This is a genomic window from Rhodococcus sp. DMU1, from assembly GCF_012272955.1.
Lineage (GTDB): Bacteria > Actinomycetota > Actinomycetes > Mycobacteriales > Mycobacteriaceae > Rhodococcus > Rhodococcus aetherivorans.
Genome location: NZ_CP050952.1, coordinates 2,785,265 through 2,801,407, shown reverse-complemented (window position 1 = coordinate 2,801,407; position 16,143 = coordinate 2,785,265). Strand labels below are relative to the sequence as shown.

The 16,143-nt window shown below is 71.3% G+C and carries 17 protein-coding genes; 6 read left to right on the top strand and 11 right to left on the bottom strand.

The features are described from left to right. Positions 1 to 20: 20 nt before the first annotated feature. On the top strand, positions 21 to 1,184 hold the full coding sequence (locus HFP48_RS13165) for an amidohydrolase (protein ID WP_168579597.1): 1,164 nt from the start codon (positions 21 to 23) through the stop codon (positions 1,182 to 1,184). 65 nt (positions 1,185 to 1,249) lie between these two features. On the opposite strand, the gene HFP48_RS13160 is transcribed toward HFP48_RS13165, so the two are convergent. The 3 genes from HFP48_RS13160 to HFP48_RS13150 all read right to left on the bottom strand — a co-directional run bounded on the left by HFP48_RS13160 (position 1,250) and on the right by HFP48_RS13150 (position 2,624). After that, a complete protein-coding gene (locus HFP48_RS13160) occupies positions 1,250 to 1,594 on the bottom strand; it encodes a J domain-containing protein (RefSeq protein ID WP_029543500.1) in 345 nt (114 codons plus the stop codon). A gap of 273 nt (positions 1,595 to 1,867) precedes the next feature. Continuing rightward, entirely contained in the window at positions 1,868 to 2,176 is a 309-nt protein-coding gene (locus HFP48_RS13155) for a hypothetical protein (RefSeq protein WP_072635180.1), read from the bottom strand. Positions 2,177 to 2,207: 31 nt separating this feature from the next. Then, positions 2,208 to 2,624 carry an HSP20 family small heat-shock protein gene (locus HFP48_RS13150; protein WP_029543498.1) on the bottom strand — a complete coding sequence of 139 codons (417 nt, stop codon included), beginning with the start codon at positions 2,622 to 2,624 and terminating at the stop codon, positions 2,208 to 2,210. Between the two features lie 301 nt (positions 2,625 to 2,925). Between HFP48_RS13150 and ctaD the strand changes: the two genes are divergently transcribed. Both ctaD and HFP48_RS13140 read left to right on the top strand, forming a co-directional pair. Next, positions 2,926 to 4,674, top strand: a complete 1,749-nt coding sequence (gene ctaD, locus HFP48_RS13145) for a cytochrome c oxidase subunit I (protein WP_168579596.1) — start codon at positions 2,926 to 2,928, stop codon at positions 4,672 to 4,674. A 98-nt stretch (positions 4,675 to 4,772) separates the two neighbouring features. Then, complete coding sequence (locus HFP48_RS13140; protein WP_168579595.1) at positions 4,773 to 5,267, top strand: hemerythrin domain-containing protein; 495 nt, start codon at positions 4,773 to 4,775, stop codon at positions 5,265 to 5,267. Between the two features lie 71 nt (positions 5,268 to 5,338). On the opposite strand, the gene HFP48_RS13135 is transcribed toward HFP48_RS13140, so the two are convergent. From HFP48_RS13135 to HFP48_RS13120, 4 genes are read right to left on the bottom strand one after another with little or no spacing between them, the layout of a single operon-like run. Further along, a complete protein-coding gene (locus HFP48_RS13135) occupies positions 5,339 to 6,043 on the bottom strand; it encodes a phosphodiesterase (protein ID WP_168579594.1) in 705 nt (234 codons plus the stop codon). Positions 6,044 to 6,087: 44 nt separating this feature from the next. Continuing rightward, positions 6,088 to 6,669: a hypothetical protein gene (locus HFP48_RS13130; protein WP_043798132.1), complete on the bottom strand. Its 582-nt coding sequence runs from the start codon at positions 6,667 to 6,669 to the stop codon at positions 6,088 to 6,090. Between the two features lie 49 nt (positions 6,670 to 6,718). Beyond that, positions 6,719 to 7,993 (bottom strand): histidine--tRNA ligase, encoded by a 1,275-nt coding sequence (gene hisS / locus HFP48_RS13125; protein WP_168579593.1) that lies wholly within the window; start codon positions 7,991 to 7,993, stop codon positions 6,719 to 6,721. Between the two features lie 53 nt (positions 7,994 to 8,046). After that, positions 8,047 to 8,730 carry an MBL fold metallo-hydrolase gene (locus HFP48_RS13120; protein ID WP_006940999.1) on the bottom strand — a complete coding sequence of 228 codons (684 nt, stop codon included), beginning with the start codon at positions 8,728 to 8,730 and terminating at the stop codon, positions 8,047 to 8,049. A gap of 167 nt (positions 8,731 to 8,897) precedes the next feature. Here HFP48_RS13120 and HFP48_RS13115 point away from each other — a divergent pair, with 167 nt between their 5' ends. The 3 genes from HFP48_RS13115 to HFP48_RS13105 all read left to right on the top strand — a co-directional run bounded on the left by HFP48_RS13115 (position 8,898) and on the right by HFP48_RS13105 (position 11,474). Further along, positions 8,898 to 9,773, top strand: a complete 876-nt coding sequence (locus tag HFP48_RS13115; RefSeq protein ID WP_043798139.1) for a peptidylprolyl isomerase — start codon at positions 8,898 to 8,900, stop codon at positions 9,771 to 9,773. Further along, positions 9,773 to 10,567 (top strand): peptidylprolyl isomerase, encoded by a 795-nt coding sequence (locus tag HFP48_RS13110; RefSeq protein WP_050035152.1) that lies wholly within the window; start codon positions 9,773 to 9,775, stop codon positions 10,565 to 10,567. The genes HFP48_RS13115 and HFP48_RS13110 overlap by 1 nt, the downstream gene beginning before the upstream one ends. Before the next feature lie 112 nt (positions 10,568 to 10,679). After that, entirely contained in the window at positions 10,680 to 11,474 is a 795-nt protein-coding gene (locus tag HFP48_RS13105; protein WP_006941010.1) for a peptidylprolyl isomerase, read from the top strand. Positions 11,475 to 11,502: 28 nt separating this feature from the next. Here the strand turns inward: HFP48_RS13105 and HFP48_RS13100 are convergent, their stop codons facing one another. The 4 genes from HFP48_RS13100 to HFP48_RS13085 all read right to left on the bottom strand — a co-directional run bounded on the left by HFP48_RS13100 (position 11,503) and on the right by HFP48_RS13085 (position 15,996). After that, positions 11,503 to 13,647 carry a peptidase domain-containing ABC transporter gene (locus HFP48_RS13100; protein WP_168579592.1) on the bottom strand — a complete coding sequence of 715 codons (2,145 nt, stop codon included), beginning with the start codon at positions 13,645 to 13,647 and terminating at the stop codon, positions 11,503 to 11,505. Continuing rightward, positions 13,644 to 14,723 (bottom strand): TIGR04500 family putative peptide maturation system protein, encoded by a 1,080-nt coding sequence (locus HFP48_RS13095; protein ID WP_168579591.1) that lies wholly within the window; start codon positions 14,721 to 14,723, stop codon positions 13,644 to 13,646. Before HFP48_RS13095 ends, HFP48_RS13100 begins: the two co-directional genes overlap by 4 nt. Continuing rightward, complete coding sequence (locus HFP48_RS13090; protein WP_246872554.1) at positions 14,720 to 15,745, bottom strand: MvdC/MvdD family ATP grasp protein; 1,026 nt, start codon at positions 15,743 to 15,745, stop codon at positions 14,720 to 14,722. The genes HFP48_RS13095 and HFP48_RS13090 overlap by 4 nt, the downstream gene beginning before the upstream one ends. Before the next feature lie 95 nt (positions 15,746 to 15,840). Next, the gene (locus tag HFP48_RS13085; protein WP_006941017.1) at positions 15,841 to 15,996 is read right to left on the bottom strand and encodes a putative ATP-grasp target RiPP; all 156 of its coding nucleotides are present in this window, start codon (positions 15,994 to 15,996) and stop codon (positions 15,841 to 15,843) included. Positions 15,997 to 16,143 lie beyond the last annotated feature (147 nt).

Here is a 16,143-nt window from a genome sequence, read left to right as displayed (position 1 = left end):
ACCGACGGAGTTCTCGACGGATGAGGATCGACCACGACCGCCTCGTCGCCTGGCGACGGGACCTGCATGCCCACCCGGAGCTGTCGTTCGCGGAGTTCCGGACCACCGCGCTGGTGCGCGATCAGCTCGTCTCGCTCGGGCTGGACCCGGTGACGCTGCCCGGCGGCACCGGTCTGTGGTGCGACGTCGGCCCGGACACCACCGGATGCATCGGGTTGCGGGCCGACCTCGACGCGTTGCCGCTGACCGAGACCACCGGGTTGCCGTACGCGTCGACCGTGGAGGGCGTGTGTCACGCGTGCGGGCACGACGCCCACACCGCGATGCTGCTGGAGGCGGCCACCGTGCTCGCGGCGGATCCGCCCCCGCAGCGGGTGCGGTTGATCTTCCAGCCCGGCGAGGAGACCACCCCCGGTGGTGCCCTCGAGGTCGTCGCCGCGGGTGGCCTCGCCGGGGTGTCCCGGATCTTCGCCCTGCACTGCGCCCCCCAGCTCGAGGCGGGCAAGCTCGCCACCCGCGCCGGGCCGATCACCTCGTCCGGGGCCGTTCTCACGGTGCGGTTGTCCTCCCCCGGCGGCCACTCGGCCCGCCCGCACCTGACCGGCGACATGATCCACGCGGCGGGCGTGCTGGTGACCGGGTTGGCGTCGGTGCTCGATCGGCGCCTCGACGCCCGCACCGCCACCGTGCTGACATGGGGCCGGATCCACGCCGGCCACGTCGGCAACGCCATCCCCGAGTCCGGTGAACTGGTGGGCACGCTGCGCAGCGCGTCCCATCGGACGTGGGCGACGGTCGAGCCGCTGGTGCGGCGCAGCGTCGCGGAACTGCTCGCGCCCTACGCGGTGGACCACGAACTGGACTACGTGCAGGGCGTGCCGCCGGTGGTCAACGACGCCGAGGCAACCGCCGAGATGCTCGCCGCGATCGAGTCCGTGGTGGGCCTCGAGAATCTGGCCGAGGCGGGACAGTCCAGCGGCGGCGAGGACTTCGCGTGGTATCTCGAGAACGTCCCGGGAGCCATGGCTCGATTGGGAGTCTGGGACGGGACGAGTCCGCGACACGATCTCCACAAGCCCGACTTCGAACTGGACGAACGAGCCCTGGTGTACGGGGCGCGCACCCTGCTGGCCCTCGCCTACGGAGGCAAGTACGAACCTCGTACGCCTGACGCGAGCGAATGAACCATGCTGTCGGACTGATCGAGTGAGCGATACATTCGCTCGGGGGAAGCGCCCGCGCGGCGCCGTCACCGGTGGCGACGGACGGGTCCGGCCCGGATGGGCGGATCCGCCGCGGGGGGCGGGTCCGAGCGACGCACGGTCACCCGGACGGTCCGCGCGGAGGGCCGGGGGGCCGTGTCGGCACGGCGCCGGTCGTACTCCGCGCGGCGGTGCGGATCGCGCAGGACGGCGTAGGCCGCGACGATCCTGCGCAGCTGCTCGTCCGGATCCGGACCGAAAGGGACATCCGGGCTGCGGAGGTCGGGGTGGTGCTCGCGGAGCTTGCGACGGAAGGCCGCGGTGATCTCCGCCTGCCCGGCAGACCCGGGCACGCCCAGCACGGCGTAGAGATCGGGTTCCCTGCCGGACACGGCCCCGCCCTTCTCTTCCGTTGTCGACGCCCGAACGGCGTGACGGCGCGTGACAGGAGCGAACGCCCGGCCACCCGCCGCGTGGATGGGTACGAACGGCGGGTGGCCGGGCGTCGGCGATGATCGGGTGCGGCCCGCACTGTGTGTGCCGAATACCGGCGGTGCGCTGCCCGGTCACCGGCTCCGGGCCGGTGCCGCGCCCAACGCCTCGTAGCTGCCGTCCGGGCGGGCGGCACGCACGTCAACGCCTGGCGACTCTGCTGCGATGTCGTATCACCGTCCTTTCGCTACTACGTGGCTTCGGCGGGCCGATCCGGTACGGACCGGAGGAGAGCGCTGCGTGGCAACCACTTCCCCCGGAGCCCGCGTCCCGGCTCGACCCGGCGGTCCCGCGGTGCGCGCCGCGCCCCGCGGACGACGGACCGCGGCGGTCCGGCACCTCGGGTCCGCCACCGGTCGTCGCGGCCGGGGCCACTCGAGCATCTCCAGCTCGAGATCGAGCAGGAGCAGCTCGAGGTCCACGCCGTCGACGGTGGGCGGCTGCCCGACGGGCGGTTCGGCAATCAGGTCGAGTTCGTCCATGGTCGTCTCCCGGGGACACGCCTCGGACGGATCAGCCGTCGATCGCCTTCTTGTCGCCTACCGCGATCTCGATCTTGCGCGGCTTGGCCTTCTCCGCGACCGGGATCGTCAGCCTCAGCACGCCGGCGTCGTACGTCGCCTCGATGTTGTCGGTGTCGAGGTTCTCGCCGAGGAACAGCTGCCGGCTGAACACTCCGCGCGGGCGCTCGGCCGCCACCATCTCCTGACTCTGGTCGCGTGCCGGCCGCTCTGCGTGCACCGTCAGCACGTTCCGTTCGACGTCGAGGTCGAGCGAATCCTCGGCGACGCCGGGCAGATCGAACTCGACGACGAACTTGTCGCCCTCACGCCAGGCGTCCATGGGCATCACCGCGGGACGGGCCGCCGTGCCGAGAACCTGCTGCGCGAAGCGGTCGAGCTCGCGGAACGGATCGGTGCGCATCAACATCGTTTCCACCTCCACAGACTCTTCGTGCCGGTTGAGGAGAGCGGTCGATCTATGCTGGCCGCTACACCTTTCTTGTACCACTCACAACACAGCGGGGCAAGGATTTGTTCCCGGAAACCCCTCGAATTCCGCGCGGACGGACGACAATCCGCCTCGCAAAACCTCCCGCGCGCGGCCGGTGCCGGTTACGCTCGACCTACCGCATGATGCCGCGGTCGTTCCGGGGTGCCGTCTCAGGCCGAGCGGAGCGCCCGGCGCCGCAGCGACATCGCCGCCCCTGGGGGAGGCGCAAGGAGGCACCATGGTTGTCACCGAGACGAAGGCTGTTCGCCCGTATCCGCCGCGGTATGCGCCCAAGGGCTCGACGTTCTACAAGCTGGTCACCACGACCGACCCGAAGATGCTCGGGCTGATGTACATCGTGACCTCGTTCGCCTTCTTCCTGATCGGCGGGCTGATGGCTCTGCTGATCCGCAGCGAACTCGCCGTCCCGGGCATGCAGTTCCTATCCAACGAGCAGTACAACCAGCTGTTCACCATGCACGGCGGCATCATGCTGCTGATGTACGCGACCCCGATCGTGTTCGGGTTCGCGAACTACATCCTGCCGCTGCAGATCGGTGCGCCCGACGTCGCGTTCCCCCGGCTGAACGCGTTCAGCTACTGGCTGTACCTGTTCGGCGCCTCCGTCGTGGCCTTCTCCCTCGTCACCCCGGGTGGCGCCCCGGACTTCGGGTGGACCTCCTACGTTCCGCTCGCGGACGACCTGCACAGCCCCGGTGTCGGCGGAAACCTGTGGTTCGCCGGTCTGGCCGTCGCCGGTCTCGGCACCATCCTCGGCGGGGTCAACATGATCACCACGGTCGTGTGCCTGCGTGCCCCCGGTATGACGATGTTCCGGATGCCGATCTTCACCTGGAACATCTTCATCACGATGATCCTGATCCTGCTGATCTTCCCGCTGCTGACCGCCGCGTTCATGGGAGTGCTGGTCGATCGCGTGCTCGGCGGCAACATCTACGACCCGGCCAACGGCGGGGTGTTGCTCTACCAGCACCTGTTCTGGTTCTTCGGCCACCCCGAGGTGTATGTCATCGCGCTGCCGTTCTTCGGCATCATCTCCGAGGTCATCCCGGTGTTCTCGCGTAAGCCGATCTTCGGCTACACCGGCCTGGTCTATGCGACCCTGGCGATCGGTGCCCTGTCGATGGCCGTGTGGGCGCACCACATGTACGCCACCGGCGCCGTGCTGCTGCCGTACTTCTCGTTCATGACGTTCCTGATCGCGGTGCCCACCGGCGTGAAATTCTTCAACTGGATCGGCACCATGTGGCGGGGGCAGGTGACGTTCGAGACCCCGATGCTGTTCGCAGTGGGCTTCATCATCACCTTCCTGTTCGGCGGCCTGACCGGCGTGGTCCTCGCCAGCCCGCCGCTGGACTTCCACGTCCACGACTCCTACTTCGTCGTCGCGCACTTCCACTACGTGCTCTTCGGCACCATCGTGTTCGCCACCTACGCGGGCATCTACTTCTGGTTCCCGAAGATGACCGGTCGACTGATGGACGAGCGTCTCGGCAAGTGGCACTTCTGGCTGACCTTCCTCGGCTTCCACACCACGTTCCTGGTGCAGCACTGGCTGGGCAACGAGGGCATGCCGCGCCGCTACGCCGACTACCTGCCGTCGGACGGGTTCACCACCCTCAACACCATCTCCACAATCGGGGCCTTCACCCTCGGCGTGTCGACCCTGCCGTTCCTGTGGAACGTGTTCAAGAGCTACCGGTACGGGCAGGTCGTGATCGTCGACGACCCGTGGGGTTACGGCAACTCCCTCGAGTGGGCCACCACCTGCCCGCCGCCGCGGCACAACTTCTACGAGCTGCCACGCATCCGCTCCGAGCGCCCGGCGTTCGAGCTGCACTACCCGCACATGGTGGAGACCATGCGGGCGGAGGCGCACGTCGGCGTCGGCCGGCGCCACGCCGCCGAGGTGGCCGAGGAGCCCCACGTCCGGGACACCGCCGAGCGGACACCGCCGAGCACCTGAATCGGACGGATCGGTGTAATCGGGCTCCCGCCGGGGTATCTGGAGCGCACGCCCCTCACGACGGCGGGGATTCGAGAACCACTTCGGCGGGAGGCCTGGTGTCCACTGACGCGATCGTGTTGTTGAAGGAAGACCACAAGGAGATCCGGAAGCTGTTCCGCGAGTTCCGCGGAGCGGACAACGGCGACGAGAAGGGCCGGATCGTCGGCCGGATCATCGAACTGCTGACGGTGCACACCTACATCGAGAACGAGGGCATGTACCCCGAGGTGCGCGCGCTGCTGCCCGACCTCGAATCGGACATCCTCGAATCGTTCGAGGAACACCACGTCGCGGACGTCCTCGTGACGGAACTGGCGGGGATGAAACCCGACGCCGAGCGGTTCGACGCGAAGACGACCGTCCTCATCGAGAACGTCGAGCACCACATCGAGGAGGAGGAAGAGGAGTGGTTCCCGAAGGTGCGGGAGGCACTCGGCCGTAAGCAGCTACAGGAGATCGGGGCGCGGATGCTCGAGCTGAAGGAGAAGGCCCCGCACTCCCCCGCGCAGCCCTCGGCCCTGAAGAAGACGATCGACGCCGTCGTGAGCTGACGCGTCGCCGGACCGGCTCCGGTCCGGCCCACGAAGGCCGGGGGTGCAGAGTTGCTCTGCACCCCCGGCTACTACGTTCCGGCGGTGTCGAGGAAACCGCTCCGCGCGGACGCGTCGGATGCCCCGCGTCCCGAGCGGCTGCCGCGGTATGCGTCGCGGCGGAACGGCACGAGCCAGCGCGGCCACAGCTCGACGGCCGCCGGGTGGTTGAGCACCGGATCGAACGACGGCTGGGCCTCGTCGGAGGCGGGCACCGCGGACTCGAGCGTGACGCGGCCGGCCGGCACGAGCGGCCCTCGGGCCGAGGCCACGTGCAACGAGAACAGCAACGGGACGCCGTGCCGGGCCAGTTCCAGGACGGACGTCGAGGACGGCTGGTCGCCCTCCGGGAACGCGAAGATCCACCGCGGCGCGAGGTCGACATTCGTGCGATAGGCCATCAGGGAGCCGTACCGCGCGGTCGACCAGCCCCGGGCCGGCAGCAGGACCGCCCTGGTGGGCACGTGCAGGGTGGCGAGCAGGATGTCCCACGGGCCGTCCTCGAGGGAGAACCGCAACGCCAGACCCAGGATGTCGGGCACGCCGTCGGGCGTGCCCACGGCGCCGGACAGCCGCGCGGTGACCGGCACCCGCGCCGGGGACGGAACCGGCCACCACCGCGAATCCAGTTCCGCGACGCCCCGGAAGAGCACCCCGTGCGGATGGAACACCCGCGCCCCGCGCAGCGCGGAGGCGGCTCGGAACGGCCCGGAGAACACCGAGTGCAGCGAGATCATGCGCCCCGCATACCCGGGGTACCCACAGCCCAATCGGTCTGCGCTCACTCGACGAGCGAGGCCACCTCGTGGTCGGTGAGCGTGGTCTGCGGCACGCGCCCGGCGTCACGGGCCAGCAGCACCGCCCGGTACAGCGGCCGCTGCTCGAGCCCGGCGTCGCGGGCCTCCGCCCGCAGCTGCTCCACCAGCACCGACGACATCGCGGCGGCCGAGGCCAGCTCGCTCGCCGCCAGCGCGTCGGCGAGTCGGCGCAACGCCAGTACGTCGAGCTCTCGGCAGCCGCCGTTCGCGTACAACGCCAGCGGAACCGACACGAGCCGATCCCCGTCGTTGAGCCGCAACACCACCTGACTCACCCGCAGCGCCGACACCACCAGCTCGACCCCGGCGAGGTTGCGCAGCTCCACCCGCCGGGTGCGCAGCGCCCCCTTCGCGGTGACCGTGGTGCCGTCGATCCAGCGGTGCCGGCGCAGCACCGCCAGGGCGCCCACCGCGGGCGGCACCCCGACGAGCACACCGAACACGACCGCAACCAGCGGGCTGGACACCAGGTACACCAGCAGACCGGCCACCACGCCGATCAGGAGGGAGAACACCGCGACTCTCCCGGCGCGGGGCGCGAGCACCCGCGTGGGGATCAGGTCCAGACGGGTCGGCGCGGGACGGGCCGACGGGTCAGGTGCGGGCAACGACGTCCCCGACCCGGGCGACCACGCCGTCGAGCGGCACGGTGTGCTGTTCGCCGGTGCGCAGGTCCTTGACGACGATCTCGCCGGCCTCGAGTTCGCGCTCCCCCAGCACGAGCGCGACCACGGCACCGGAACGGTCGGCGGCCTTCATCGCGCCCTTGACGCCGCGACCGCCGTACGCCAGGTCCACGCGGATGCCGGCGGCGCGCAGCCGGTGGGCGATCGGCACCAGCGTCGACTTGGCGGCCTCGCCCATCGGCACGCAGAACACCTCGCAGCGGGCGGGGCTGCCCGCGGTCCTGCCCTCGGCGGCGAGCGCGAGGACCGTGCGGTCGACGCCGAGCCCGAAGCCGATACCGGAGAGCGGCTGGCCGCCGAGCTGCGCCATCAGGCCGTCGTAGCGGCCGCCGCCACCGATCCCGGACTGGGCGCCGAGCCCGTCGTGGACGAATTCGAACGTCGTCTTCGTGTAGTAGTCGAGGCCGCGCACCATGCGCGGGTTGATCGTGTACGGCACGCCGAGCGCGTCGAGATGCGACAGCACCTCGTCGAAGTGCGCCTTGGCCGTGTCGGAAAGGTGGTCGAGCATGAGCGGCGCGTCGGCCGTCATCTCCCGCACGTGGGGGCGTTTGTCGTCGAGCACCCGCAACGGGTTGATCTCGGCGCGGCGGCGGGTCTCCTCGTCCAGGTCCAGCTTGAACAGGAACTGCTGCAACAACTCCCGGTACTGCGGGCGGCACGTCTCGTCGCCGAGGGACGTGATCTCGAGGCGGAACCCCTCGAGGCCCAGGCTGCGGAATCCGGCGTCGGCGACGGCGATGACCTCGGCGTCGAGGGCCGGATCGTCGACGCCGATCGCCTCGACGCCCACCTGCTGCAGCTGGCGGTACCGGCCGGCCTGGGGGCGCTCGTACCGGAAGAACGGGCCCGAGTAGCTCAGCTTGACGGGCAGCTGGCCACGGTCGAGGCCGTGCTCGATCACCGCCCGCATCACACCCGCGGTGCCCTCCGGGCGCAGCGTGACGGACCGGTCGCCGCGGTCGGCGAACGTGTACATCTCTTTGCTGACGACGTCGGTGGACTCGCCGACGCCGCGCGCGAACAGTCCGGTGTCCTCGAAGATCGGCAGCTCGATGTGCCCGTAGCCGGCCAGCCGCGCCGCGCGGGTCAGCCCGTCGCGCACGGCGACGAACTCCGCGGACTGCGGGGGGACGTAATCGGGTACACCCTTGGGCGCCGAGAACGTGGAGGGCTTGCTCAACTGTCGCTGCTTTCTCTCGTCGGTGGATCGGAGGCGGGCCGGCCCGGGCCGGGTCAGCGGGAGCCGGCCAGCCCCACCAGGAACGGGTTCGACACCCGCTCCTGGCCGATGGTGCTGGACGGGCCGTGGCCGGGCAGGATCGCGGTGGCGTCGTCGCGCACGAGCAGTTTCGCCGCGATCGACGCGAGCAGCTGTTCGTGGTTGCCACCCGGCAGGTCGGTGCGGCCGATCGACCCCTGGAACAGGGTGTCGCCGGTGAGGGCGATCTCGACGTCGTCGCCGTCGGGGGTCGTCGCGTGGGTGCGCAGCACCACCGAGCCCTGGGTGTGCCCCGGGGTGTGATCGACGGCGAACCGGATGCCGGCGTGCTCGATCTCGTCCCCGTCGGCCAGTTCGATCACGGTCCGCGGCTCGGCGAATTCGGCGCCCTCGAGGAACGGCTTCAACGTCGGGCCGATGCCGCGCCCGGGATCGGTCAGCATGTAGCGGTCGTCCGGATGGATATAGGCCGGGATGTCGTAGCGGTCGGCGACGGCCTGCGCCGACCAGATGTGGTCGAGGTGCCCGTGGGTGAGCAGCACCGCGCGCGGCGTCAGTCCGGACCGGGTGAGAAAGTCGGCGAGGGGCTCGGCGGCATCCTGCCCGGGGTCGACGACGACGCATTCCTTCGCGTCGTCCTGCGCGAGGATGTAGCAGTTGGTCTGGAACATCCCGGCGGGGAATCCGGTGACGAGCACGGGCATCGCTCCTACGGTGTGGGCCTTCGCGTGGCCCCTACAGCCTAGGCCGGGCTCCCCGTCGCCCGGTTCTCAGGTTGGGGTGGCAGACTCGATCCGGCTCGAGCCGGGTTCCAGCGGCGACGCTGGGACCGGCAACGACGATCGGTTACGGGAGGACTACTGCAGTGCCGAGCAACGCACAGCGGCGCCAGGCCGCCAAACGCAAACTCGAGCGGCAACTCGAACGGCGGGCGCAGCGGGCGCGCAAGCGCCGCCAGCTGACCATCGGTCTGTCGGCGCTCGGTGTGGCCGCGGTCGTCGCGGCGGGCGTCGGCATCTGGGTGCTCGGCCGCGGCGGCGACGACGCCGCCTCCACCGCGGCGTCGGAGACGACCGACCCGGCGCAGACCGAGTTCGCGGCGCTGCCCGCGGGCCGGTCGGAACCGCTGCCCGAATCGGTGAACTGTGCGTACCCGCCCGGCGGCGAACCGGCCAGGCCGGTGCAGCCGCCGCGCACCGACGGCATCCTCACCACCGGCGAGGGCAATACCGACATCAGCGTCAGTGTGGAGACCACCCAGGGCAACATCGGCCTGGTCCTGCACAACGACACCTCCCCGTGCACGGTCAACAACTTCCTGTCCCTGGCGTCGCAGGGGTACTTCGACGACACCGCCTGCCACCGCCTGACCACGTCCGACTCGCTCGCCGTGCTGCAGTGCGGCGACCCGACCGGCACCGGCGCCGGCGGCCCCGGCTACCAGTTCGCCAACGAGTTCCCCACCGACCAGTACGCGCCCGAGGATCCGGCGGCCACGCAGCCGCTGACGTACCCGCGCGGCACCGTCGCGATGGCCAACGCCGGCGCCGGCACCAACGGCAGCCAGTTCTTCCTCGTGTACGGCGACTCGATCCTGCCGCCGCAGTACACCGTGTTCGGCACCATCGACGAGACCGGCCTGGCGACCCTCGACACGGTCGCCGCCGCCGGGGTCGAGGGCGGCGGCCAGGACGGCGCGCCGGCCCAGCCGATCTCCCTGACCAGTGTGAGGATGGATTGATGACCCGTACCCGATCCGGCGCTGCCCGGGCGGCCGTGGCCGGGGTCGGTGTGGCGCTGCTGCTCACCGCCTGCTCCGGCGACCCGGACGACGGGTCCGCGACGTCCACGTCGAACACCGCGGCCTCGGCACCGACGTCCGCACCGTCGCTGTCCGACTTCCCGGCCCTGCCCGCCCAGCGGGCCGAGCCGCTGCCCGCTACGGTGAGCTGCGCGTACCCGTCCGACGGACGACCGGCCGCGAAGCCGGTGCAGCCGCCGCGCGCCGAGGCCGTCCCCACCACCGACACCGACGTCACCGTGGCGACCACCCAGGGCGACATCGGGCTGGCCCTGCGGGGCGAGCTGTCCCCGTGCACCGTCGGCAGCTTCCTGTCGCTGGCCTCCCAGGGGTATTTCGACGACACCGACTGCCACCGGTTGACGACCGACCCGACGCTGTCGGTGCTGCAGTGCGGCGACCCCACCGCCACGGGTACCGGCGGACCGGGCTACGAGTTCGCCAACGAGTTCCCCACCGACCAGTACGCGGCCGGAGATCCGCAGGCGCAGAATCCGATGATCTACCCACGGGGCACGCTCGCGATGGCCAATGCCGGCCCCGGCACGAACGGCAGCCAGTTCTTCCTGGTCTACGGCGATTCGATCCTGCCGCCGCAGTACACCGTGTTCGGCACCATCGACGAGACCGGCCTGGCGACCCTCGACGAGATCGCCGCGGCCGGGGTGGACGGCGGCGGACCCGACGGACCACCGGCGGCGCCGACGACGCTGACCGCCGTCCGCTCGGACTGATCCTGCGCGTCTCCCAACGCCCCGCCCACCCGCCGGTGGGCGGGGCGTTCGCGTCCCCGCCGCCGGCAGGGGTCTGTCGGATTGTGACGGGATCGTCTACTGTGCCGTGTCTGTGACCTCTGGTACCTCCATTGCTGCGCGCCTGGCCGCGACCCTCGGCGCAGCACTCGCGGCTGCGGCGTGTGCCGCTTCCGACACCGGGCCCGCCCCTGCCGCGCTGCGGGCGACGACCACCGCGGCCGCCACTTCCCCCGGGTTCGACCCGTCCGCCTATGTTGCGATGCCGCCGCGGCCGGAACCGGCGGCCGCCACCGTCGCCTGCGCGTTCCGTGCCGCCGGGCCGGCCGCGAGGACGGCGACCGTGCCCGCGTCGACGTCCGTGCCCGCGACCGGGACGGTGGAGCTGACGCTGACGACCTCCGCGGGTCCGGTCCCGCTGGTCCTCGAACGCGCCGCAGCGCCGTGTGCGGTGCAGAGTTTCGTCGGCCTCGCCCGGCAGGGCTTCTTCGACGGGACCGAGTGCCATCACGTGACCGACGAACCGGGGATGCAGATGTTCCGGTGCGGCGACCCCACCGGATCCGGGACGGGAGGGCCCGGCTACACGTTCGCCGACGAGTACCCCGTCACGGTCGTCCGCGGGGAGAACGGCTATCTGCCGTCCCCCGTCGTGTATCCGCGCGGCACCGTCGCGATGGCCAACGCCGGGCACCGGGACAGCAACGGCAGTCAGTTCCTGCTCGTGTTCGGCGATTCCCTGCTGCAGCCGCAGTATTCGGTGTTCGGCACCGTCGGAGAACCCGGCCTGCGGGCGCTCGAGGAGGTCGCCGCGGCGGGCGACGACGGATCGAGTCCCCTGGGCGGTGGGCGCCCCCTGATCCCGATGCGGATCGTCGCGGTCGGGTGAGTGCGGCCGGGTGAGTGCGGCCGGCCACCTACCGCGTCTGCAGGGCGACGAGTTCCGCGTACCGCCCGTCCCGGCTCAGCAGTTCGTGATGGCCGCCCCTTTCGACGATCCTGCCGTCGTCGAGCACGAGAATCACATCTGCGGTGCGGACGGTGCTGAGCCGGTGCGCGATGACGATCCGGGTCTGGCGCAGCCCTCCCAGCGACGCCACGACCGACGCTTCCGTCGCGGCGTCGAGGGCGCTGGTCGCCTCGTCGAGCAACAGCACTCGGGGCGCGCCGAGCACCGCCCGCGCAAGCGCGATCCGTTGGCACTGCCCACCGGACAGGCCCGACCCGTCCCGCAGCATCGTCTCGTACCCCATCGGCATGGCGACGATCGCGTCGTGGATGTGCGCCAGTTTCGCGGCCTCGACGATGCGGGGGAGGGAGGCCTCCGCCCGTCCCGCGGCGATGTTCTGCGCGACGGTCCCGGTGAACAGGGCGCTGTTCTGCGTCACCACCCCGAACTGAGCGCGCAGCGAACGGGATTCCAGGTCCGCGGCGTCGTGTCCGTCGAACAGCACCCGTCCCTCCGTCGGCTCGTAGAGTCCGAGCAGCAGGCGGGCGAGGGTGCTCTTGCCGGAGCCGGACGGTCCCACCAGCGCCACCGTCGACCCGGCGGGGATGTCGCAGTCGATGTCGCGCACCACCCACGGCGAGCGCGGGTCGTACCGGAATCCGACACCGCGCAGCGAGATCGCGCCGCTGAGTGCCGGGGCGGGCCGCACGCTCCGGCCGTGCTGTTCGACGTCGCTGTCGACGATGTCCCGCAGCCGGGCCAGGTGGGCCGCCGCGAACTGCAGCCGCTGCAGCACCGACACTACCGAGCCGAGCGGGGCGAGCGCGGCGAGCGCGACCCCGTTCGCGGCGATCATGGCGCCGAGCGTCTGCCGTCCGTCCAGCACGCCGACGACGCCGACGATCATCAGGACCGCGGGCGCCGCCACCCTGAGACCGGCCACCAGCGATTCGACCACACCCTCGAGGCGGCCGCTGCGCGACGCCGCGTCCAGGGCGGTGGTGAACAGAGCGTGCCACTGCGCGGCCGCAGCCGCCTCGGAACCGGAGGCCTTCACCGTCTCGATGCCGTTCACGGTCTCGAGCAGGCGTCCCTCGGCGAGGGCGTGCGCGCGCAACTCTTCCTGACCGAGCTGACCGACCCGGCGGCCGGTGCCCACGATCAGGACGATCTGCACCGTCGCGAGCACCATCAGCGTGACGCCGAGCATCGGCGCCCACCACAGCAGCAGAGCGAGGTACGTCAGCGCCAACGGCCCGTCGAGCACCGCCGCCACGACGGGTCCGGTGAGCAGCTCCCGAATCGCCCCGACGCTCGAGACCCGCTGCACCACGTCACTGGTTCCCCGGCGAGCGAAGTATGCATACGGCAATGCCAGCAGGTGCGCGACGGCGGCGCCGGTGAGCTCACCGTCGGCGCGCCGGCGCAGCGCCTCCAGCATCCGGCTGCGCACCACCCCGACCGCACCGTGCGCAAGGCACGCGACGACCGTCGCACCGACCACGGCGTACAGCAGCGGGCGGTCGGCGCTCGGCAGGACCCGGTCCACCAGAATCGCCGAGACCACCGGAAGCGTCATCCCGATCGCCTGCAACGCGATCGAGGCCACCACGACCGACGCGAGCAGTGCGCGGTGGCCGTGCAGGAACCGGGCCGGCATCGTTCGTCGCCGGGAGGCGGGCAGGGCCGGCGGCGGATAGACCGACGGGTCGCCGGGGCCGAACTCGATGCTCACGCCCGAGTACCCGTCGCGGAACTGTGCCCGGGTCAGGCGCCGGCGCCCCCGCGCCGGATCGACGATGTGCACGTGCCGCTCCGTGCACCGTTCGACCACCACGAAATGGTTGCCGTCCCAGTGCACGACGGCGGGCAGCTGTGCACCGCCCCCGGCGACGGCGTCGGCGGAGCGGCCGAAGGCGCGGACGTCGAGCCCGTGGCCGCGGGCACATCGCACGAGCGCCAGGGCGGTGAGTCCGTCGCGGGAAACCCCCAGCTCGTCGACGAGGTCCGCGACGCCGCGTGGGACGCCGAAGTAGGCGAAGATCATCGCCAGGCACGCCGCGCCGCAATCGGACATCCCGGTCTGAGCGAGCGGCCGGATGCGGCGCGTCACCGCGGCGTCTTCTCCGCCTCGCCCCAGAACCATTCGATCCGGGCGGTGCGGCGCCGGTCGGCGAGCCACTCGTCGAACAACCGCCTCGAGGCCTGCTCCAGCAGGTCCGACTCGGACGCGGCGGCGCGCGAGAGCACCTGTACCACTTCCCATTCCGTTCCGACCGCCCGCGGCGGCAGCAGCGCACCGGGCGCGACCGCATCGGCCAGGCCGGAGCCCAGGCCGAGGTCGAGGTCGGCCACGGTCCGCTCCATCAGCTCGGCCCCCAGCGGACGGGACGGGGCGACAGCCGTCAGCGCCGCGCCGAACGCGTCGGCCGTTGTGCCGCAGGTGCGTCGCCGCTCGGCGAACGCGGCGACGAACCGCTCGGCGGCGGCGCGGTCGGCGAAGCGCACGCGGGCGATCCGGAGCCGGTCGCACGTCGATCGGTGCGCCGCGCACCACGAGTCGACGCGGTCGACCGTCACCCGCGTGCGCAGCGCGGCAACGGCGGCCTCGCGTGCCACCATCTCCTCGAGCGCCGCGTGGTCGAGGTGCCGCCGTGCCATCCATGCAGCGGTCGCCGCCGGGGTCAGCAGGCCGCGCGCGCGACGGAAGGCGTCCATGGCGTCCTGCAGCTCACCGTCGGCCAGCGTCACCGGGTTCTCGGCGAGTTCCTGCTGGACGAGACACACGTCGACGAGTCGGTCGAGCAGGGCCGTCTGCTCCCACATCACGTCCAGATACGCCATCGCGTGCTGGATGTCGAGCGCCTCGCCGTTGACGCGTAGCAGCATCGATTCGGCGCTGCGTTGCGCGCCGCGCAACATCCACGGCACCTCCGACGGCGGCGCCCAGGACAGCGTGACGGTGCCACCGCGGGGCCCGGAGACGAGCAGGCCGAACTGCACGGTGTCCCCGTAGGCTTCCCGGTGCCGGAGCAGGCGAAGGCGCAGTCCGGGGTGCTCCGCCCGCAGGGCCGCCAGCAGTTCCTCCGCGGACCCGGCCGCTACCGGGTCGGTGTTGAGGCGCGCGAGCAGAGTCAGTGCCTGCCCGAGAGCAGCGTCGTCGAGCGCCGCGCCGGCCGGGGCGATCATGCGGGCACCTCCTGGACGGCGGGGCGCCGGGAGCGGTGGGCACCGTCGAGCAGCAGCTCGCACAGTGCGTCGGAGATGGGCAGACCCGTCGCGTCCTCGATCCACAACCACTGTCCCGACGGGTTGATCTCGAGGAACACGTAGCGGCCGTCCGGAGTGAGTATGAGATCGATTGTCCCGTACTGTAATTCGAGCTCAGCCACCAGACTGCGGCACAACGCGGCGAGCGCGGCCGGCAACTCGTGCCGGCTGTAGCGGGTCGTGGAAGGGTCGTAGCTGCGCCAGTCGAGCCGCGTGTGGTTGCTGTCCTGGCTGTGGATGGCGGCGCCGAGGACCCGCTGCCCGACCACCGTCACCCGCACCTCGATCTGTTTGGGCACATAGCCCTGCACGATCATCGGGCACAGGCGCATCGCCTCCGCGTACCCCAGGTCCGTCGTCGTGACAGGCTCGCACATGCGGAAGTAGCCGTCGTCACCGTCGATCAGGAACGGCCGGTCGAGCGGTTTGCTGATCACCTGCCCCTCGTGCCGGTCCCAGAAATCGAGGAACTCGTCCGGGGAGGTGGTCACGATCGTGGGCGGAAGCTCGAACCCGAGACGGCCGGCCAGGGTGAGCTGGGCGGTCTTGCGGGCCGCCTGCCGGATCGCGGCCCGCGTTCCCGGCACCGCGAGACAGTCCAGATCGTCCCAGAGCGCGGAGGTCATTGCCTCGCATTCCCTTTCGACGTACTCGCGGACCGCCGGGGCGGTGACCTCCGGGTGCGCCCGCGGGTTGCGTGGGCGGCGGAACCAGACCGCGTCGACGGCGGACAGGTCGATCCGCCCACCGCGGTGGTCGAGGGTGCGGCGGACCGCACCGCCGGCGGTGTAGCCGACGGAGATCGACGCGTGGACAGGGAAATCGGCGGGGTCGAACACGACGACCCGGGCGTCGCGCCGGCGCAACAGGTCGACGACGTGGTCTGCGTGCGGGTCACCCGGCTGGGTGAGCACCAGGATGCGGGCGGGATGCGCGCTCATGAGCTGTTCCTCGGGGCGGATCGGATCGGATCGGTCGACGGACGAGCGCCGGGCGGGCGAGGCGAGCCGCCTCCCCACCCGGCGTCCTCGGTCCGTCAGAAGTCCTGATCGGTACCGACCGCGCCGGTCGACATGTCGATCGTCTTGCTCGACCGATCCTCGCACGCGCGACCGCCGGACACGGTCGCGAGGCGCGCCTCGTCGAGCTCCGCACCCTCGGCGGAAATGGCGGTGATGACGGTGTTACGCAATGCGTTCTCCTCTGTCAGGATGTGCCGGACCGTCCGGCGAGGAGAACGATCGCGCAGCGCGCTTAGCATGCGCTTAGCGTCGGCTGACGGACCGCGACGTGCGGATGGGCGAGGTGGGGTCGCCGATCCTGCTACGCCGCGGACCTT